This is a genomic window from Paenibacillus sp. NRS-1760 (assembly GCF_050467785.1).
In the GTDB taxonomy this organism is placed as follows: Bacteria; Bacillota; Bacilli; order Paenibacillales; family Paenibacillaceae; genus Pristimantibacillus.
In genome coordinates, this window is the sequence record NZ_JBITPK010000014.1 from 175,425 (window position 1) to 192,276 (window position 16,852).

General features: G+C 45.7%; 16 protein-coding genes. All 16 read left to right on the top strand.

The window, feature by feature from the left end:
* Positions 1-21 precede the first annotated feature (21 nt).
* Positions 22-1,071, top strand: a complete 1,050-nt coding sequence (locus tag ACIFSR_RS20080; RefSeq protein ID WP_076269105.1) for a M42 family metallopeptidase — start codon at positions 22-24, stop codon at positions 1,069-1,071.
* 862 nt (positions 1,072-1,933) lie between these two features.
* Complete coding sequence (locus ACIFSR_RS20085) at positions 1,934-2,218, top strand: hypothetical protein (RefSeq protein ID WP_430059502.1); 285 nt, start codon at positions 1,934-1,936, stop codon at positions 2,216-2,218.
* A 163-nt stretch (positions 2,219-2,381) separates the two neighbouring features.
* Positions 2,382-3,137 carry a YveK family protein gene (locus tag ACIFSR_RS20090; RefSeq protein ID WP_339204781.1) on the top strand — a complete coding sequence of 252 codons (756 nt, stop codon included), beginning with the start codon at positions 2,382-2,384 and terminating at the stop codon, positions 3,135-3,137.
* The gene (locus tag ACIFSR_RS20095) at positions 3,118-3,810 is read left to right on the top strand and encodes a CpsD/CapB family tyrosine-protein kinase (protein ID WP_339204780.1); all 693 of its coding nucleotides are present in this window, start codon (positions 3,118-3,120) and stop codon (positions 3,808-3,810) included. The genes ACIFSR_RS20090 and ACIFSR_RS20095 overlap by 20 nt, the downstream gene beginning before the upstream one ends.
* Positions 3,811-3,999: 189 nt before the next feature.
* Positions 4,000-4,908 (top strand): UTP--glucose-1-phosphate uridylyltransferase GalU, encoded by a 909-nt coding sequence (gene galU, locus ACIFSR_RS20100; protein ID WP_076269101.1) that lies wholly within the window; start codon positions 4,000-4,002, stop codon positions 4,906-4,908.
* Positions 4,905-5,594 (top strand): sugar transferase, encoded by a 690-nt coding sequence (locus ACIFSR_RS20105; RefSeq protein ID WP_076269100.1) that lies wholly within the window; start codon positions 4,905-4,907, stop codon positions 5,592-5,594. Before galU ends, ACIFSR_RS20105 begins: the two co-directional genes overlap by 4 nt.
* Positions 5,595-5,729: 135 nt before the next feature.
* Positions 5,730-6,845: a glycosyltransferase family 4 protein gene (locus tag ACIFSR_RS20110; protein WP_430059505.1), complete on the top strand. Its 1,116-nt coding sequence runs from the start codon at positions 5,730-5,732 to the stop codon at positions 6,843-6,845.
* A gap of 21 nt (positions 6,846-6,866) precedes the next feature.
* Positions 6,867-8,252: a hypothetical protein gene (locus tag ACIFSR_RS20115; RefSeq protein WP_339204778.1), complete on the top strand. Its 1,386-nt coding sequence runs from the start codon at positions 6,867-6,869 to the stop codon at positions 8,250-8,252.
* Positions 8,249-9,418 carry a glycosyltransferase family 4 protein gene (locus ACIFSR_RS20120; RefSeq protein WP_339204777.1) on the top strand — a complete coding sequence of 390 codons (1,170 nt, stop codon included), beginning with the start codon at positions 8,249-8,251 and terminating at the stop codon, positions 9,416-9,418. The genes ACIFSR_RS20115 and ACIFSR_RS20120 overlap by 4 nt, the downstream gene beginning before the upstream one ends.
* 1 nt (position 9,419) lies before the next feature.
* Positions 9,420-10,553, top strand: a complete 1,134-nt coding sequence (locus ACIFSR_RS20125) for a glycosyltransferase (protein WP_339204776.1) — start codon at positions 9,420-9,422, stop codon at positions 10,551-10,553.
* Positions 10,550-11,122: a DapH/DapD/GlmU-related protein gene (locus tag ACIFSR_RS20130; RefSeq protein ID WP_339204775.1), complete on the top strand. Its 573-nt coding sequence runs from the start codon at positions 10,550-10,552 to the stop codon at positions 11,120-11,122. Before ACIFSR_RS20125 ends, ACIFSR_RS20130 begins: the two co-directional genes overlap by 4 nt.
* Before the next feature lie 15 nt (positions 11,123-11,137).
* Entirely contained in the window at positions 11,138-12,169 is a 1,032-nt protein-coding gene (locus tag ACIFSR_RS20135; RefSeq protein WP_430059508.1) for a glycosyltransferase family 4 protein, read from the top strand.
* A 3-nt stretch (positions 12,170-12,172) separates the two neighbouring features.
* Positions 12,173-13,072, top strand: a complete 900-nt coding sequence (locus ACIFSR_RS20140; protein WP_430059510.1) for a glycosyltransferase — start codon at positions 12,173-12,175, stop codon at positions 13,070-13,072.
* 9 nt (positions 13,073-13,081) lie between these two features.
* Positions 13,082-14,434, top strand: a complete 1,353-nt coding sequence (locus tag ACIFSR_RS20145) for a lipopolysaccharide biosynthesis protein (protein WP_430059512.1) — start codon at positions 13,082-13,084, stop codon at positions 14,432-14,434.
* Position 14,435: 1 nt separating this feature from the next.
* A complete protein-coding gene (locus ACIFSR_RS20150) occupies positions 14,436-15,389 on the top strand; it encodes a polysaccharide pyruvyl transferase family protein (protein ID WP_430059514.1) in 954 nt (317 codons plus the stop codon).
* A 73-nt stretch (positions 15,390-15,462) separates the two neighbouring features.
* Positions 15,463-16,830: a sugar phosphate nucleotidyltransferase gene (locus tag ACIFSR_RS20155; protein ID WP_430059515.1), complete on the top strand. Its 1,368-nt coding sequence runs from the start codon at positions 15,463-15,465 to the stop codon at positions 16,828-16,830.
* Positions 16,831-16,852: the final 22 nt, after the last annotated feature.

A 16,852-nucleotide genomic window follows, 5' to 3' on the forward strand; every position in this document is an offset into this window, starting at 1 on the left:
CTTTAAAAGGAGCACATTATCATGTCATTGCCACTTTCGAAACAGCTTAATCGGGATTTTATTCTTAGCCAGCTCGAAGCTTTACTGAACATTCCAAGCCCTAGCGGGTACTGTATGGACATTGTGAAGCATCTTGGAGTGGAAGCAGAGAAGCTTGGCTATTCGCTCGAAATAACGCCAAAAGGCAACGGAATGATAACCATTCCAGGCGTCAATTCAGAGAAAGTGATCGGCATAACCGCGCATTTGGATACGCTTGGAGCGATGGTTCGTTCGATCAAGTCGGATGGGAAGCTTCGCTTCACGTCGATCGGGGGCTACAATATGCAAACGGTCGAAGGGGAGTATTGCGTTATTCACACGCGTGACGGCCGGAAATATGAGGGAACGGTGTTGTCTACGAAAGCCTCTGTACATGTATACTCCGATTCGCGGGAGTGGAAGCGCGAAGAAGCGAATATGGAAATTCGCATAGATGAGCTGGTGAAAACCAAAGCAGATACAGAGGGGCTGGGCATTTCCGTAGGCGATATCATTTCGTGGGAGCCGCGAGTGCGCATCTTTCCGAATGGCTGGGTGAAGTCACGGCATTTGGACGATAAAGCAAGCGTAGCAGCACTGCTTGGATTAATGGAATGGTTCAAGCGCGAAGGGAACACACCTGCACATACACTCAAGCTGATCTTCTCGACCTACGAAGAGGTGGGACACGGAAGTTCTTATATTCCTGAGGATATAACGGAGATGATTGCGGTGGATATGGGAGCGCTGGGAGATGATCTTTCTGCGACAGAGCAGGATATATCCATTTGCGCCAAGGATTCGACTGGACCATACGATTATAATATGACGACTAAGTTAATTGAATTAGCGAAGCGTGAGAACCTAGCTTATGCTGTAGATATTTACCCGCACTACGGCTCCGATGCATCGGCTGCGCTGCGCGGCGGAAGCAATATTCGTGCGGCATTAATCGGACCGGGCGTTCACGCTTCCCATGGCATGGAACGCACACACGCAGATGCCATCGTTGGCACGTCTGCTTTGCTTCTGGCTTATGTCATGGAGTAAGATTTCTAGTTAATATACAATAGGTAGAAAAAATGCGAAGAAGAGCGGCGATGACATCGATGCTCTTCTTTTTTTTGATGACTAAACTTGTCAGAAAGACAATGAAGTAGGACGTTAGTAGAAGAGCGCCAAACGTTATTTTGGGACAAAAAGATAGGGAATGCTCTATGATTTCAGTGCTTTAGAAGCTTTATATTTATCCCGAATGATGTTGGTTTATCCTGACAGGGTGCAAAATATAGATTGCTGAAACGTATGATCGATTAGCTGAGAACGATGGAATATCCGCTTTTTAGGCTCCGAATAGTCCCTTTTTCAATTCAAACCCCGCTTTTTTTTGTTTTTTAAGTGTAAATTTGCAGCAGTTAGGGGTTAAAACGTACAGGAAAAAGAGGAATGCGAAATATGTCGAATGGTGTTTTACTGCTGCTTAGGTAGGATGCTGGTCAATAGTCCCTTATTTTTTCGATGAATTAGTGGAATTTTAATTGGATTCTTCGTTCGTTGGAAAGTGGCAAACAGGAAAAAAACCTTTATTTCACATGGGTTAGAGGGAAAAAGCATGCGGGAAAACATGAGTCCCAAGTGGGACTTTCACCCATTATTTATTAAGCGCTTTCAATAGTCAGAATTATCAATTTGGCGATAAAAAACATGACATGACATATCCCACTATTCGCATCAATTAGGAGTCCGTACTTATGAAAACCATAATGAAAATGAGCAAGATTGTCTAAGTGTGACCATGTCTTTATTCCCTCAAGAATTATTATCATCTGTGTCATACTAGAGTGCAAAGAGAGACAAGAAGCTTTCCAAAACTCAAAATGTATGAGCGAGCTGATGAATGGAGGTTTCAGAGATGAATGTTTCAAATCAGGAGCAGAAGCAGATGAAGCTGAAGCAGTTTTTGAAAATACTATCCGAGGATCCTTCTCTATTACAGAAAGACGGTCAATCGGAAGCGAGGTCGCTGCCTGAGCTGCTTATGGCAACTGGCTGCCTAATCCATAATGAACCGATTGACATGGCGAAGCTGATATCTCAGCTGCTCGGTAAGATCGGCCTGCAAGCCTGCTCTGACGATATGATGGAGCATGTAATGAATGGCGGGACCGTGGATGAGTTCATTAATAACACGAGATGATAACATTTTATGTCTAAGCAGGAATCCATGGATAAACCTATTCCTGTAAACAAACGATGCCCAAAAGTTCGCGTTTCGAATAATGAGAGAATTTTAATATTCATTAAGAACAACTTTCGTGAAGTTCGGCAACGGATGATTTTAAAGCAATGGAGGAAATGATTTGGAATTAAAACAGTATTGGATCATCGTGAAAAGAAGGCTATTGATGATAGCTTTAATTATTTCAGTGAGCTGTCTAACCATCGGCATTTACTCCAGCTACTTTATCAAACCACAGTATGAAGCATCCGCTAAGTTAATCGTTAACCAGTATAAGGACAGCAGCTCGCTCATTCCGAGCATAGATGTTGGATCGATTAACTCCACGATCGGACTTATCAAAACCTATAAAGAGATTTTGCGAACGCCGCGAATGATGAAGCGAGTTGTCAAGCAATACCCGGATCTCGGTGTGACATACGGCGAGCTCATCGGCAAGGTAAGCGTAAGCTCAGTGAATGAAACACAGGTCATGTCCATATCGGTACGTGATGACTCTTATGAGCAAGCAGCAAAAATCGCGAATGCGATTGCCATCGTTTTTCAAAAATCGGTTCCAGAGCTGATGAAGGTAGATAATGTTTCCGTGCTGGACCAAGCTGATCCGCATGAACAACACGGACCCGTTGCTCCGAATCCTAAGATGAACATTGCAGTCACATTCATGATGGCATTGATGGTAGGTGTAGGCATATCCTTCCTGCTGGATTACTTGGATGACACGGTTAAGACCGAAGAGGACATCGAGGCACTGCTGGAAGTACCTGTATTAACATCGATTCCGAAGTTCGAAGAGCGGGATGCGACAGAACACAGCGGCAACGCCACGTTAAAGACGAATGCAGGGAGGGAACAAAATGTCTCGTTTGATTCCTAAGTGGAACTTGATAACGGAGCTGAATCCCAAATCGCCCATTTCTGAAGGGTACAGGATGCTGCGGACAAACATTGAGTTCTCGACAATTAATCAAAAGCTGCAAATTATTATGGTCACCTCTTCCAAGCCAAGCGAGGGCAAAAGCACGACATGCGCCAATATGGCAGTCGCGTTTGCACAAGCAAACAAAAAGGTGCTTCTGATTGATGCGGATCTCCGCAAGCCTTCGCAGCATCATATCTTTGGGAAGTCCAACCGCAGCGGCTTAACGACGGCTTTATTGAACCAACTGAAGCTTGAGGACATCATTCAGTTTACGAATACGGACAATCTGTCCATTATCCAAGCGGGGCCAACGCCTCCCAATCCTTCCGAGCTGCTCTCGTCGGAGCAAATGGCGGAGCTGCTTAAGACAGCTAGAGAGCGGTACGATGTCGTCATTATCGACACGCCGCCGATCATGTCTGTAACGGATGCTCAAATTGTAGCAACGCAAAGCGATGGGGTCGTTCTTGTGATCGACTCGGGAAAAGTGAAAAAAGATGTTGCCCTTAAAGCAAAAGCGTCACTTGAACATGTGAAAGCAAATCTTATCGGTGTCGTGCTGAATAAGATCAATCGAAATCATTCAGATATCTACTCTTACTACTACGGAGAAAAGACAGAAGCTTAATCGTCTTTGCTCCAGCTCATAGAAGCAAGAAATAGATAGGTAATGTCTCCTGCACCTCTATCACCGGAGGCACTCGGTCATGCTGTGGGTCAGCCGACCTTAGACGTTAATCGTCAAGGGTGTGACGTGAGGAGGGGTTAGATGCCCCTTAACAACCAAAAAAAAAATATTAGGATAGGGTGAAATCAAATGAAAAAAGTGAGAAAAGCCATTATCCCCGCCGCAGGACTTGGAACACGGTTTTTACCGGCAACCAAAGCGATGCCAAAAGAAATGCTTCCGATCGTCGATAAACCGACCATTCAATACATTGTAGAGGAAGCCATTGAATCAGGCGTTGAGGATATCATCGTCGTAACGGGTAAAGGAAAGCGGGCGATTGAAGATCACTTCGATATCGCATTTGAGCTTGAGCATATATTAGAAGAAAAAGGCAAGCTTGATATTTTGGAAAAGGTAAGAAAATCATCAAATGTGAATCTTCACTACATAAGGCAAAAAGAAGCCAAGGGGCTTGGGCATGCGGTATGGTGCGCTCGCAACTTCATTGGGGACGAGCCGTTTGCAGTGCTTCTTGGGGATGACATTGTAGAAGCAGAAGTCCCTTGCACAAGGCAGCTTATTGAGCAATATGAGAAAACCGGCCGCTCGGTCATTGGCGTACAGACGGTTGGCGTTGATCAGACGCATCGGTACGGTATCGTTGACCCAGGGCAGCGGGTAGACAATCTTTATGAGGTTAATCGTTTTGTAGAGAAGCCGCCGCAAGGACAAGCGCCTTCCAATCTAGCCATCATGGGCCGTTATGTGCTCACCCCCGATATATTCGAATATTTAGGACGCCATGAGCGCGGAGCTGGAGGCGAAATTCAGCTTACCGATGCGATTCAAAAGCTTAACGTAGAAAAAGGTGTTTACGCCTTTGATTTCCAAGGCATTCGTTATGATGTCGGAGAGAAGCTTGGCTTCATTATGACGACGCTTGACTTTGCCCTAAGAAATAATGAAATTAAGTATCAGTTGATGACTGAGCTTGAGGAATTAATGGAACGGGAGCTTAGCAAGCAGTTATTAGCTGGAAGGAGTGATAGAAGATGACACCTCCACAATATCAGGATGAAGCGGTAATCGGCGTTTCTGATTACTATTCGAATAGGCGCAGCGCTCAGCAAACGGTAAGCATGTATTCGATTATCAAACGCACGATTGACATTGTTGGTTCGCTAGTCGGTTTAATCCTGTTAAGCCCGCTGTTTATCATCATCGCTATCCTTATTAAGTGGGAGGACCCTAAAGGTTCTGTCTTCTTCTATCAAACAAGGATCGGCAAGGATGAAAAGCCGTTTCGCATGTACAAATTTCGCTCGATGCTGACGGGTGCCGAGGACAAGCTGAAGGATCTGCTGGATAAGAACGAAATTAGCGGTGCAATGTTCAAGATGAAGGATGATCCGCGCATTACAAAGATCGGTAAAATCATTCGCAAAACGAGCATCGATGAGCTGCCTCAGCTGCTGAACGTGCTGAGGGGCGAAATGTCCTTGGTTGGTCCAAGGCCGCCTCTTTCAAGGGAGGTAGCGGAATATACGGAGTACGACAAGCAGCGCTTGTCCGTAACGCCAGGCTGCACGGGACTTTGGCAGGTAAGCGGCAGAAACAATCTATGCTTTAAGCAAATGGTTGAGCTTGACCTAACTTATATTCAGAAGCGATGCATTTGGTTCGATTTCAAAATTATGCTGAGAACGGTGAAAACGTTAGTCGGCTCTCAGGATGCTTTTTAGAGTGTCAAGGCTTACGAAGAAAGTTTTGCTACGCAAAACTAAGCTAATGCTTTCGAAGTAAGTTTTGCTACGCAAAACTTAGCTTATGCTTACGAAGTCAGTTTTGCTTCGCAAAACTTTGAGGAGTTGATAAAAATGGCAAGAATCCTGCATATTTCGGAGTTTACGAAGGGCGGTATCGAGACGCACTTGAACGAGGTGCTGAGCTACCAAGCGAGCAGACATGATATTTTTCTTATGGCTTCTGAGCAGAATTCGAGCCCTGAGTCGCTTCAAATTAGCCAAGATCGACTGTGCTTGTACCCTTACAAGAGGAAGCCGGCTTATTTTGTGAAAGCCATGAAAGCTATTCATCGTAAGGTAAAGGACTTCAAGCCTGATATTGTACATGTACACGGAACGTTCGCAGGTGTTTTCCTGCGGACGTTGTTTTTTTTCAAGAGCAAGCGCCCGATCGTCATCTATAATGCGCATGGCTGGGCTTTTCTGATGGATATAAAGCCGTGGAAGCAGCGGATATTCGCCTTAGTTGAGAAGACGCTCGCACTTCGGACTGATTTCATTATCAATATTTCGAGGCATGAATATGAGAAGGCCATGCATTATGGACTGCCAGCAGCCAAGTCGGGAGTCGTCTATAACGGCGTTTCGGATACGTCGGAATTAAGCACGCCGCCTTTCGAGACTGATCCTGACATGATTCATCTACTTTATGTAGGACGCTTCGATCGGCAGAAGGGGTTTGATCTGCTGCTTGAGGTGTTCAACAAGCATCAGTTTACAAACGTTCGCCTATATTTGGTTGGCGATACTGTGCTGAAGGAAGTTGAATACAAGTTTCCTGAGAACACAATTAAGATCGGCTGGGTGGACAATTCTCAGATCGATCGTTATATGCAATCCTGTGATGCGGTCATTATTCCATCTCGCTGGGAAGGCTTTGGCATCGTCGCCATTGAAGCGCTGCGGAATAAGAAACCGGTTATTGCGAGCAATCGAGGTGCTCTGCCGGAAATTATTAGCGATGGCGTTAACGGTTATGTATTCGACTTCGATAATAAGCAGGAGCTGGCAGACATCATTCATGAGCTGGACAAGCCGAAGCTGAGAGCGCTTGGCTTAGCGGGATGGGACATTTTCCAAGAGAAATTCCATTCGGATAAAATGAACAACCAAATCGAGCGGCTTTACGAGGAAGCCTTGCAGAAATCAAGCAAACCGTTATCCTCCGCCGTCAAAAAATACGTCTAGATTTACGGGGATGGAGAGAAGATGAGCCAAATCTTGCAAAGCAATCTAGTGATTAAAGCTAAATTAGCCAAAAAAGAAGAGAAGCAGCAAATCTTTTTGGCGATTTATTTATGCTTCTTGCTGGTGCTGACCGTCTACCAGGATTTCCCGTTAGTCAACATAATCGGCGAGATTGGCAGGTCACCCATTATTTTGCTGGTTCCGCTGTTTGTGTTATGCGAAATTGGGCTGCTGGCGAAGCATAAGCGGGTGATGCATGGCAGCATGCTGCAGAAGTATATATTCGGATTTATTTTATATTTGTGCTTTATCAGCATTGCCTATTTGCTAATTCAATTCATTCAAGGCAGCTACAGCTTCGGATCAGAGAGTCTGCTTGGCAAAGCGATAAAGGTACTTATTTATTTTGTGCTCATCCTGCTTTATATCAGGCATATGCAGCTCATTTTTTCCAAAATTACAAGCTTTAAGACGCTGTATGGCTGCTTCCTAGCAATCGTTACGCTGCTGACGGTCATTATGATCTTGGAGCTTATGAGTATGCCGAACGCCTTCACGTATTTGCATGCAGGGAGCAGCCCTTATTGGAGGGTTCGGATGCTGACCTCGGAGAGCAGCACGACTGGCTCCATCGTGGTCGTATATGCATCCATTTTGGTATATCTGACAAAGTATTTGAACAGTTTCGGCAAGACGCTAACGATCGTTTATGCTTCAGGTTTTTTTCTGTTTTACTTATTTATTACAGGCTCCAAAGGGTTTATGATTATCAGCTTGTTCACGTTAGTCGTGACGATGATTAAGTTTTTGGATTTTCGAAAAAAGAAAAATTTTGTTTTGCTCATCTCAGTCGTTCTGGCCATGTATATGTTCATCACTAATTTTTCTGCGGGGCTGGTCAGCTCGTTCAGTAATGACATCGAAAACTACACATCTTCCTACACGCGTATGGGAACGATCATCATCGCGCTGATTACGGTGTTTCACAATCCGCTCGGGGTTGGCACAGGAGCATATCTCATGTATTTCGATAAGTATGTGAATGATTCGATCAGCATGATGTCCCATTTCTATTACAATACATTTGGCATCAGCCAAATTAATGCGGGGGAGCTGTTGCAATATTCGGGCTCGGACAAAAACTTAGGCGTCAAATCGGGCTTTTTCCAATGGATTATGTTTGGCGGGCTCTTCGCAGTTGTGTTCTTTTATCTGCTTGCCAAAAACCTGATCGTCAAAGTGAAATCCAGCTCTATATTATTTCTTGCTTTAGTTTTTATCTTATTTTCAATGCTTCTTGTTTCCTTGGAGATTAAATATGAGATATGGCTGCTATTTGCTTTTATTAGCCTTTTTTTAGGAAAAAACGATATAGATCAACCAAAAAGGTCGGGGGTATCCAAATGAAGATGCTTGTGGTGTGCAGTGATTTTCCCTATCCCGCCGATCATGGCGGAAGGGTAGACACATGGGGAAGAATCAAGGTGCTCGCTGAGCTTGGCTGGAAAATCCACTTGCTCGTTTGCGGCAAGCAGATGCCATCTAAGGAAGAAATGGACACAGTATATAATTACGTGGAAGAGATTACGTTATGTGATCGAAGAAGCAAGCTGGCTGATCTGCTGCATGTTATTCCGATGCAGGTGCAGTCGCGCAGTGAACTAAGTAATGTAGAGCTGGCAGGAGATTATGATTATGTACTTCTTGAAGGCGACTATGTGTATCCGGTTTTGCAAAATCCAAAAATCAAACATGATACGGTTATCCTACGAGTGCATAACGATGAAGCGGTCTATTTCAAGGCGCTAGCCAATAGCACTAAAAACGTCGTTCACAAAATGTATTACCACATGGAGAGCCGCAAATTCACGATTTTGCAAAAAAAAATGCTGGAGAAGGTGGATAAATACTTGTTTATATCGAGCAAGGAATTTGAAAGCTTCCGCAAACAGCATCCTGCTGCAAAAAGCTTGTTCCTTCCGCCTCCGGTTACGAAGGTCAACTTCGAAGCTAGTGATTTTCGCAGCAAGCATGTCGTGTTCATTGGTTCCCTATTTATGCCGAACAACCGAGAAGCAATTCAGTGGTATCTGGAGCATATCCACCCGCTGATGCTGAAGGAGCCGGACTATAAGTTCATCATAGCAGGAAACAGCAGAAAACAGAGCCTTAGCTGGCTCGAGAGCTACAACCTAAAGAATGTCATTGTACATGATACGCCAAAGAGTTTGGATGAAATATACCGAAGCGGCTATTTATTCGTTAACCCGATGCAGAACGGAGCAGGCGTCAAGCTGAAGACGATTGAAGCGATTCAGAACGGCTTGCCGGTTATTTCCACCTCCATCGGCTACGAGGGAACAGGACTTGTAGATAACGAGCATATCATGGTCGCTGATCGGCCGGAGCAATTTTATGGGAAAATCAAGCAGCTATTCGATGATCCTCAAAGGGCAAAATCATTGCTGGAGTCATCGCAAAGCTTCTTGCGCACCCATTACAATCACAAAGAAGTATTGAAGACATATATGCAATCCTTGAACGTCAGTTATCCAGTAAAGCAGGTGCTCTAATATGAGTCGAAGTAAAACGAATGTGTTGTTTGTTACCCACGCGGATAAGAAGGGCGGCGCTGAGCAAAGCCTGATCCATCTCATCAATTATTTGGACACGTCAAAATATCGGATTTTTTTGTTAAGTCCTCGCGATGCGACATATCTAAATGAAATTAGATCGGATTATGTTCATTTTCCGCTGCAGCTGGGCAGCATTAAGAAAAAACTAGGCTTAGGTTATATCGAAACGGTGCTTAAGATTCAGTCCTTTGTTCGTAAAAATCGCATCGACATCGTTCATGCCAACGGCTGGCGCGCACCTTGGTACACAGCTCCGCTAAAGTTTATGACGAAGTCAAAGCTGATCTGGCATCATCGCGACTATACCCATTTGCGTATGTTCAACCAAGTGCTGCCGAAATTTTTTGATCAGGTAATATGCATTTCGCATTTTGTAGCCAATTCGATTCAGGGCAGCAACAAGACGATCATTTATAACGGTGTTGATCCAGAGCTTGCTTTGACGAGAAAGAGCAGAGCCTTTATGGAGGATGATACACTCATCATCGGCACATTCGGGCGGATTGTGGAATGGAAAAGATACCATCTCATGATCGAGGCAGTGAAGAAACTGAGCGACAGCAATCGGAACAATTGGAAGCTGCTCATCGTGGGCGATGCATCCGTTGACGGGTCGGATGACTATTACAATGACATGATCCAAAAGGTGCTGTCCTACGGCTTGGAGCATCATGTGGTCTTCTATGGCTACAGCAAAAAACCGCTAGATGTGATGAAGGAATGTGATTTAACGATAAACTTCTCCCTTAACGAGCCGTTTGGCAGAGTTATTATTGAATCGATGCTCGTTGAAACGCCAGTTATCGTTGCAGATTCGGGCGGAGCGCCAGAAATTATCCATCATACGAGAGGCGGCTTCATCGTGAAGGACGGCGATGTAGAAGAGCTGTATCAGACGATGAGAAGCGTTTACGATGGGGAAGTTGATTATGAGGAACTATCAAGCCAAGGTTATGCAAGCGTAATGAGCGACTTTAACATGAGCTCCATTGCGAAGAAGGTGGAGTCGACATATCGTGAGCTGCTTGCGCCAAACTTAAAATCGGAAGCGGCAGGCGGGATGGTCAGATGAGCACCGTATATAATCGATTAAGCTTCGGCAAGCTCCTGGCTGTATTAAAGGGGGCTGCCATACTGCCAATTAAGGCGAGTTCAGCTGGCAGGCTTGGCCGTATTTCTGGAAAGCTGACCTTACGAAACAAAGGGCGGTTCATCGTTGGGAAAAACGTTTCTTTCCATGCGAAGCCGCTGCCTTCTTCAGTTACCGTAGAGAAGCAGGCGGAGCTTTGGGTAGGGGATAATGTGTTTTTTAATTATGGCCTCGACATTGGCTGCACGAAGTCGATCCGAATTGGCAGCAACACGATTATCGGTCCGATGGTGAACATTATCGATACGAACTTCCACCCCGTAGATATGGAAGACCGAGCTGGCAGCAAGGACATCGTCATCTCGGACAATGTGTGGATTGGACGCGGAGCTGTTATTTTGCCTGGCGTAACGATTGGCAGCGGTTCAGTCATTGCTGCAGGCAGCATCGTAACGCGGGATATTCCGAATAATGTGCTGGCAGGCGGTGCACCCGCAAAGATTATTCGCGAGCTCCAGATTACGAAGGAATGGGTTCGCAGATATAACTAAAGGGAGCGTACGGCGATGAAAGTATGGATGTGGCCAAAATCAAGCGAATTGAACTTTTACAATGATTTATTGACCGATTCACTCAGCAGTGCAGGCATGGAAGTGAAGGATTTGCAGCATGGCAAGCTAGCGCTTCAGGTCGGGCAAGCGAAAGCTGGCGACATCGTCCATATTCACTGGATGCATCATGCCTATCAGAATGATAATCTGCTGTTGTTCATGGTGAAATCGATCATATTTATAATGACGATGATTTATTTGAAGCTGCGAAAAGTGCAGCTGGTTTGGACGATTCATAACCTGTATCCGCATCAGGTGAAGTTTAAGCGGCTGGAGCGTTACATGCGAACGATCATTTGCAAATTTTGCAGCAAGCTGCTGGTTGCTTCGGAGTCGATTAAACGTAAGGTTATGATGGAATTCGGAGTACCGGCTAGCAAGCTTTTTGTTGTAAAGCATGGTCATTATCTTGGCGTGTATAAGCCTGCAGGCTTCAACTTCAGAGCGTCTTATGGCATCAGCGAAGAAGCTGATGTTTATTTGTTTTTAGGGGCAATCAAAGCGTATAAGGGTGTCGAGGATTTAATTGAAGCGTTCAATGCATTCAAAACTCGAAATACCTATCTGATCATTGCGGGCAAAGCGGACAAGCAAATGGAATCCTATTTGAAGCGGGTAGAGGATAAGGAAAACATTATTTTGGACCTGCGCTTCATTCCAAATGAAGCAGTCGCTGACTTGATTAGCGCCGTTGATGTGATGGTGATGCCGTACAAGGAAATTACGACCTCCGGCTCTGCGATACTTGGCCTCTCGTTCAGGAAGCTGATCGTCATGCCGGACAATGATTTTATCGATGAGTATTTTATGGAGGATATGGTCGTGAGCTACAACCCAAGCGATTATAACGGTCTCGAAAATGCAATGAAAGCCGCGTTAAATGTGAAGAGAGAGCATAAGACGCCTAAGTACGAAGAAGTGCTTAAGGAACTCGACTGGAGCGCGATCGCACAGAGGATAAAAAATGTTTACCAAGGATGGGGATAAAGGATGAAGGTAACGGTGGCCATCTGCACCCATAACCGGGCGAAGGATACGGGAGAGGCAATAGAGAGCGTAATTGCCCAAAGCTTTGAGCGGGAACAAATCGAGATTGTTGTAATCGACAACAGATCAACAGACAATACGGCTGAAGTGGTAGGCAAGCTTGCGTATCGGTATGGTCCAAGCATTCGGTATATTTTTGAGAACAAGCTTGGTTTGTCGGTAGCCCGCAATCGAGCGATTAAGGAAGCAAACGGTGAATTCATTTTATTTTTGGATGATGATGCGTTGGCTTCGCGGGACTGGGTGCAGCATATTGTGAACGTGTTCGAAAGCGATCCGGCGATAGGCTGCGTAGGCGGCAAAATTGATCCGATCTGGGAAGCGGCTGAGCCGGACTGGATTCCAGAGGAGCATCGATCGGTATTCACGATTCTTGATTATGCAAACGATGTGAAGGAAATGCCTGCACCGTCCATTCCATATGGCGCAAACGTCGCATTTCGGTCAAGCGTCTTTCATAAGTATAAGCCGTTCCGAGAGGATCTTGGACGGGTAGGCACAAACCTGCTCTCAAGTGAGGAAAGCGAGCTCATCGCACGGATTCGTGAAAGCTACAAAGTATTTTATACGCCATATGGATCTGTTCAACACAAAATTGCCAAGGAGAGAACGACAAAAAAATGGTTTTTGAAGCGGATTTTCTGGCAAGGCGTGAGCGATGCGGTTAAGCGGCAGGATCGAAGCCTCTTTGCTATCGTAAAACATGTGATCCGAATGATTCAGGCGATTGGAACATCCTTGCTATCGATTTTTCATTTTAAGAAATTCATCAGTCAAGTCGTGAAAATATGTTATCGCAACGGGTCATTAGTCGGCATTCTGCGCTATAACGGTAGGGGTTGACGGAAAGCTATGGCACAGCTTGCTATTTCTAAAGCGTGGAGAGGCAACGGCCTCGTTCAAACGATTATGCGCACGAGTGCAACGAACCTGCTAGTCATGGTTATCAGCACGCTGACGTCCATCGTGACGGCGCGTATGTTCGGCGTTGTTGGCAAGGGCGAATTTTCAGCCATTTTGTTTTGGCCAACGCTTCTCGCGGGTCTTGTTGGCTTCGGCCTGCCGACCTCTCTTATTTATAATATGAAGCAAAACAAAGGCAGCGGCAGCGATTTTGTTAGAGCTGGTTTTCTATTTCAAATTCCAGTCAGCATCATCATTGGCGTGGTCGCGTGGGTATGGCTGCCGGTATGGCTTGGCAACTATCCTGCTGACATCATTCAAATTACGAGATGGTATACGGTACTCATGCTGCCGATTCTGCTCGCTATCAATTTAATATCTGCGCTGGCGCAAAGTACTGGCAAGTTTAACATTTATAACGGTTTGCGTTTATTGGTTCCGCTGTGCAATCTGGTTGGGCTCTTGGGGTTATGGGCAATAGGTGATTTAAGCCTGCATAATGCTTCGCTTGTATTTCTCGTAACCAGCGTGCTTGTAGTTTCATGGTCACTCTATAGTTTAAGAGAAACGCTTCAGATGAACTGGTTGAAGGGACTCGGCAATCGGCTGGCAGCGAAAGCATTATTCGGCTATGGCAGCAAAGTGTTCGGAGTGGAGCTTCTCGGTACGCTGTACACACAGTTTGACAAGCTTGTCATTCTATCGATGCTGACTGCTAGAGAGCTAGGGCTGTACACGGTCGTTTATGCGCTGTCCCGCGTATTCAATGTCGTACAGATGGCGATTACGAATGTTGTGTTCCCGAAGGTTACCGGCATGGAGAAGTCAGCCATCATCGCAACGGTAGGCAGGGCTTTTCGGTTATCGATGCTGCTGATGACGATTGTAGTCATCCCGAGCATGTTCATCGGGCGGTATCTGATGGGCATCCTGTTCGGAGCGCCGTTCCTTGAAGCAAGCGGGGCCTTCTATCTGCTGTCGTTCGAATGCATTCTCGGTGGCGGCTCATGGATTTTGGCATCCTCGTTTAATGCAATGGGCCGACCTGGGTTGGTGCTTGTCCGTCAGCTTATAGCCTTAGCGGCAACCATTGGATTGTTTTTTCTGTTTACACCCCTGTATGGGCTAAATGGAATTGCACTTGCTTTATTAATCGGCGCGGTCATTCGTTTAGTAGTGACGTTGGCCTCGATGAGAATTATTTTCCAAGTAAAGCTATCAGGGATGTTGTTTGATAAAAATGATTTCCGTTTTTTAATCGAGCGTTTGAAAGACAAAAAACAACGTAAAGGAGCGCGTTGATATGCAAGTTGAAACACAGGTACATCCGATGGAGGGCCTCAAAAAGATGCTTCTCCGAATTACGAAGGTGATACCACCGGGTTCAAGCATTTATTATATCGATTATCCCGTTTACAACAATGGCGGCGATTTGCTCATTATGAAGGGTGCAGAGGCGTTTTTTAAAGACAATCATATCCGCGTGGCTGCGCGTTATAGCGTTCTTGATTTTCCAGACAAGCTGACCATTCCGAATGATCAAATTATCGTGCTTCAAGGCGGAGGCAACTTTGGTGATTTGTACCCGGTTCATCAGAAGCTGCGGGAGAAAATCGTAAAGGATTATCCTAATCACCGAATTGTACTGCTGCCGCAGACGATTTTCTTCGAGAAGGAAGCGGAGTATGATCGCACGGCGCGTATTTTTAACGCGCATAAGGATGTTCATCTTTTTGTGCGGGATACGCTGTCCTATGGGATAGCAGCTCAAAAATTTGATAAATGCTGCGTATACTTATCGCCGGATATGGCACATCAGCTGTGGCCGATTTTGCCCAAAAGCAGCCCCGGCAAGGAGCTGCTCTGCTTCTTCCGTACCGACATCGAGAAGACAAGCGAGCAGGCGAGCTTTGAACTGGCAGGGAGAGGCGATTATTTGGACTGGGCTTCCCTATACAATCGCGTCGAGAAAAAATCAATTAAGATGATCGGGCAAATGATGACGAAAAGCGGTGTCCCTCTGCCGATGCAGGCGATATGGGGCAAGTACTCCGACTATCTCGTAGACAAAGCGGTCAAGCGCTTCAGCGGCTATCGCATCGTGCAAACCTCTAGGCTGCACGGGCATATATTATCCTGCTTGATGGACAAGCCTAACACGCTGCTCGATAACTCATATGGCAAAAACTCGAACTACTACAATACATGGACCAGCGGGATCAAGTCAGCGCAGCTGGTGGTGAAGAACGAAGCATAATGATCTTGGCATATCGAAGAGAGTAAGTGCGAATCGAATCACCGTATCATAAAAACGATTAGGAGGAATCAACATGAAGATTGTTCTTCTATCCGGAGGCTCGGGCAAGCGGCTGTGGCCGTTGTCGAACGAATCGAGATCCAAGCAGTTTTTGAAGGTGCTAAAAGACGAGAGCGGCGAGCGTGAATCGATGGTTCAGCGCGTATGGGGACAAATCACGAAGGCGGGTTTACGCGAGCATGCTTATATCGCAACAAGCAAGCCGCAGGTAGATATGATCCATAGTCAGCTTGGAAGCGAGATTGAAGTGATCGTCGAGCCGGAAAGAAGGGACACCTTCCCCGCTATCGCGCTCGCAGCAACCTATTTATATTCGGTGCAAGGTGTAAGCTTGAATGAAACAGTCGTTGTCATGCCAGTTGATCCCTACGTGGAGCAATCGTTTTTCCATAAGACGAAGGAGCTTGAGCTGGTTTTGAATGAATCGGGAGCAGATTTAGCGCTTATGGGCGTGAAGCCAACGTATCCTTCGGAAAAATACGGTTATATCGTTCCTGAGCTTGCAGCTGAGGCGAACAATTATGTCAATGTAAACAGCTTTAGAGAAAAACCCCGCGAAGAAGAAGCGGCAGCCATGATTGAGCAGGCTGCACTTTGGAACTGCGGGGTTTTTGCATTCAAGCTTGATTTTCTCATTAACATTCTGATTGCTAATGAACTGCCGATTCAATACGACGAGATGCTGAAGCAATACGGGAAGATGCCGAAAAATAGCTTTGACTATGAAATCGTAGAAAAGTCCAATCATATCGTGGCATTGCCATATGAGGGCGATTGGAAAGACCTTGGAACTTGGAACACCTTGACCGAGGAAATTGAAACGCCGCTTATTGGAAAAGGGATTATTTCGGGAGATTCAACGAACACGCATGTCATTAATGAGCTCGACATCCCGATTACTCTGCTGAATGTATCGAATGTCATTGTAGCGGCGAGTCCGGATGGAATTTTGGTATCGGATAAAGCGGCTAGTCCTATGATCAAGGAGGTCATGAAGCATTCCGACCAGCGTCCGATGTATGAGGAGCGTCGTTGGGGCCGCTATCGTGTGCTTGATTATTTGAAATATCCCGACGGCAAGGAAGTGCTGACTAAACGAATATGCGTTGCGCCAGGACGGAACTTAAGCTATCAATATCATCTGCTGAGAGACGAGGTATGGACGATTGTTGCCGGACATGGCGTCATGGTGCTGAATGGTCGAAGCTTTGAAGTGAAATCGGGCGATGTGCTAACGATATCGAAAGAAAGCCTTCATAGCCTGCGCGCAGAAACAGAAATGGACATTATCGAAATTCAGACAGGGACGGAGCTTATAGAAGAGGACATCGTCCGGCTTGCCTTCGATTGGAATGAGATTATGCAACTATGCACCGTATAAATAAATCATTCAATGAAGGAGC

What these genes read in the sequence shown, in the direction of transcription:
- ACIFSR_RS20080 (WP_076269105.1), top strand. Translation starts at nt 22, where the DNA reads ATGTCATTGCCACTTTCGAAACAGCTTAATCGGGATTTTATTCTTAGC.
- ACIFSR_RS20085 (WP_430059502.1), top strand. Translation starts at nt 1,934, where the DNA reads ATGAATGTTTCAAATCAGGAGCAGAAGCAGATGAAGCTGAAGCAGTTT.
- ACIFSR_RS20095 (WP_339204780.1), top strand. Translation starts at nt 3,118, where the DNA reads ATGTCTCGTTTGATTCCTAAGTGGAACTTGATAACGGAGCTGAATCCC.
- galU (WP_076269101.1), top strand. Translation starts at nt 4,000, where the DNA reads ATGAAAAAAGTGAGAAAAGCCATTATCCCCGCCGCAGGACTTGGAACA.
- ACIFSR_RS20105 (WP_076269100.1), top strand. Translation starts at nt 4,905, where the DNA reads ATGACACCTCCACAATATCAGGATGAAGCGGTAATCGGCGTTTCTGAT.
- ACIFSR_RS20110 (WP_430059505.1), top strand. Translation starts at nt 5,730, where the DNA reads ATGGCAAGAATCCTGCATATTTCGGAGTTTACGAAGGGCGGTATCGAG.
- ACIFSR_RS20115 (WP_339204778.1), top strand. Translation starts at nt 6,867, where the DNA reads ATGAGCCAAATCTTGCAAAGCAATCTAGTGATTAAAGCTAAATTAGCC.
- ACIFSR_RS20120 (WP_339204777.1), top strand. Translation starts at nt 8,249, where the DNA reads ATGAAGATGCTTGTGGTGTGCAGTGATTTTCCCTATCCCGCCGATCAT.
- ACIFSR_RS20125 (WP_339204776.1), top strand. Translation starts at nt 9,420, where the DNA reads ATGAGTCGAAGTAAAACGAATGTGTTGTTTGTTACCCACGCGGATAAG.
- ACIFSR_RS20130 (WP_339204775.1), top strand. Translation starts at nt 10,550, where the DNA reads ATGAGCACCGTATATAATCGATTAAGCTTCGGCAAGCTCCTGGCTGTA.
- ACIFSR_RS20135 (WP_430059508.1), top strand. Translation starts at nt 11,138, where the DNA reads ATGAAAGTATGGATGTGGCCAAAATCAAGCGAATTGAACTTTTACAAT.
- ACIFSR_RS20140 (WP_430059510.1), top strand. Translation starts at nt 12,173, where the DNA reads ATGAAGGTAACGGTGGCCATCTGCACCCATAACCGGGCGAAGGATACG.
- ACIFSR_RS20145 (WP_430059512.1), top strand. Translation starts at nt 13,082, where the DNA reads ATGGCACAGCTTGCTATTTCTAAAGCGTGGAGAGGCAACGGCCTCGTT.
- ACIFSR_RS20150 (WP_430059514.1), top strand. Translation starts at nt 14,436, where the DNA reads ATGCAAGTTGAAACACAGGTACATCCGATGGAGGGCCTCAAAAAGATG.
- ACIFSR_RS20155 (WP_430059515.1), top strand. Translation starts at nt 15,463, where the DNA reads ATGAAGATTGTTCTTCTATCCGGAGGCTCGGGCAAGCGGCTGTGGCCG.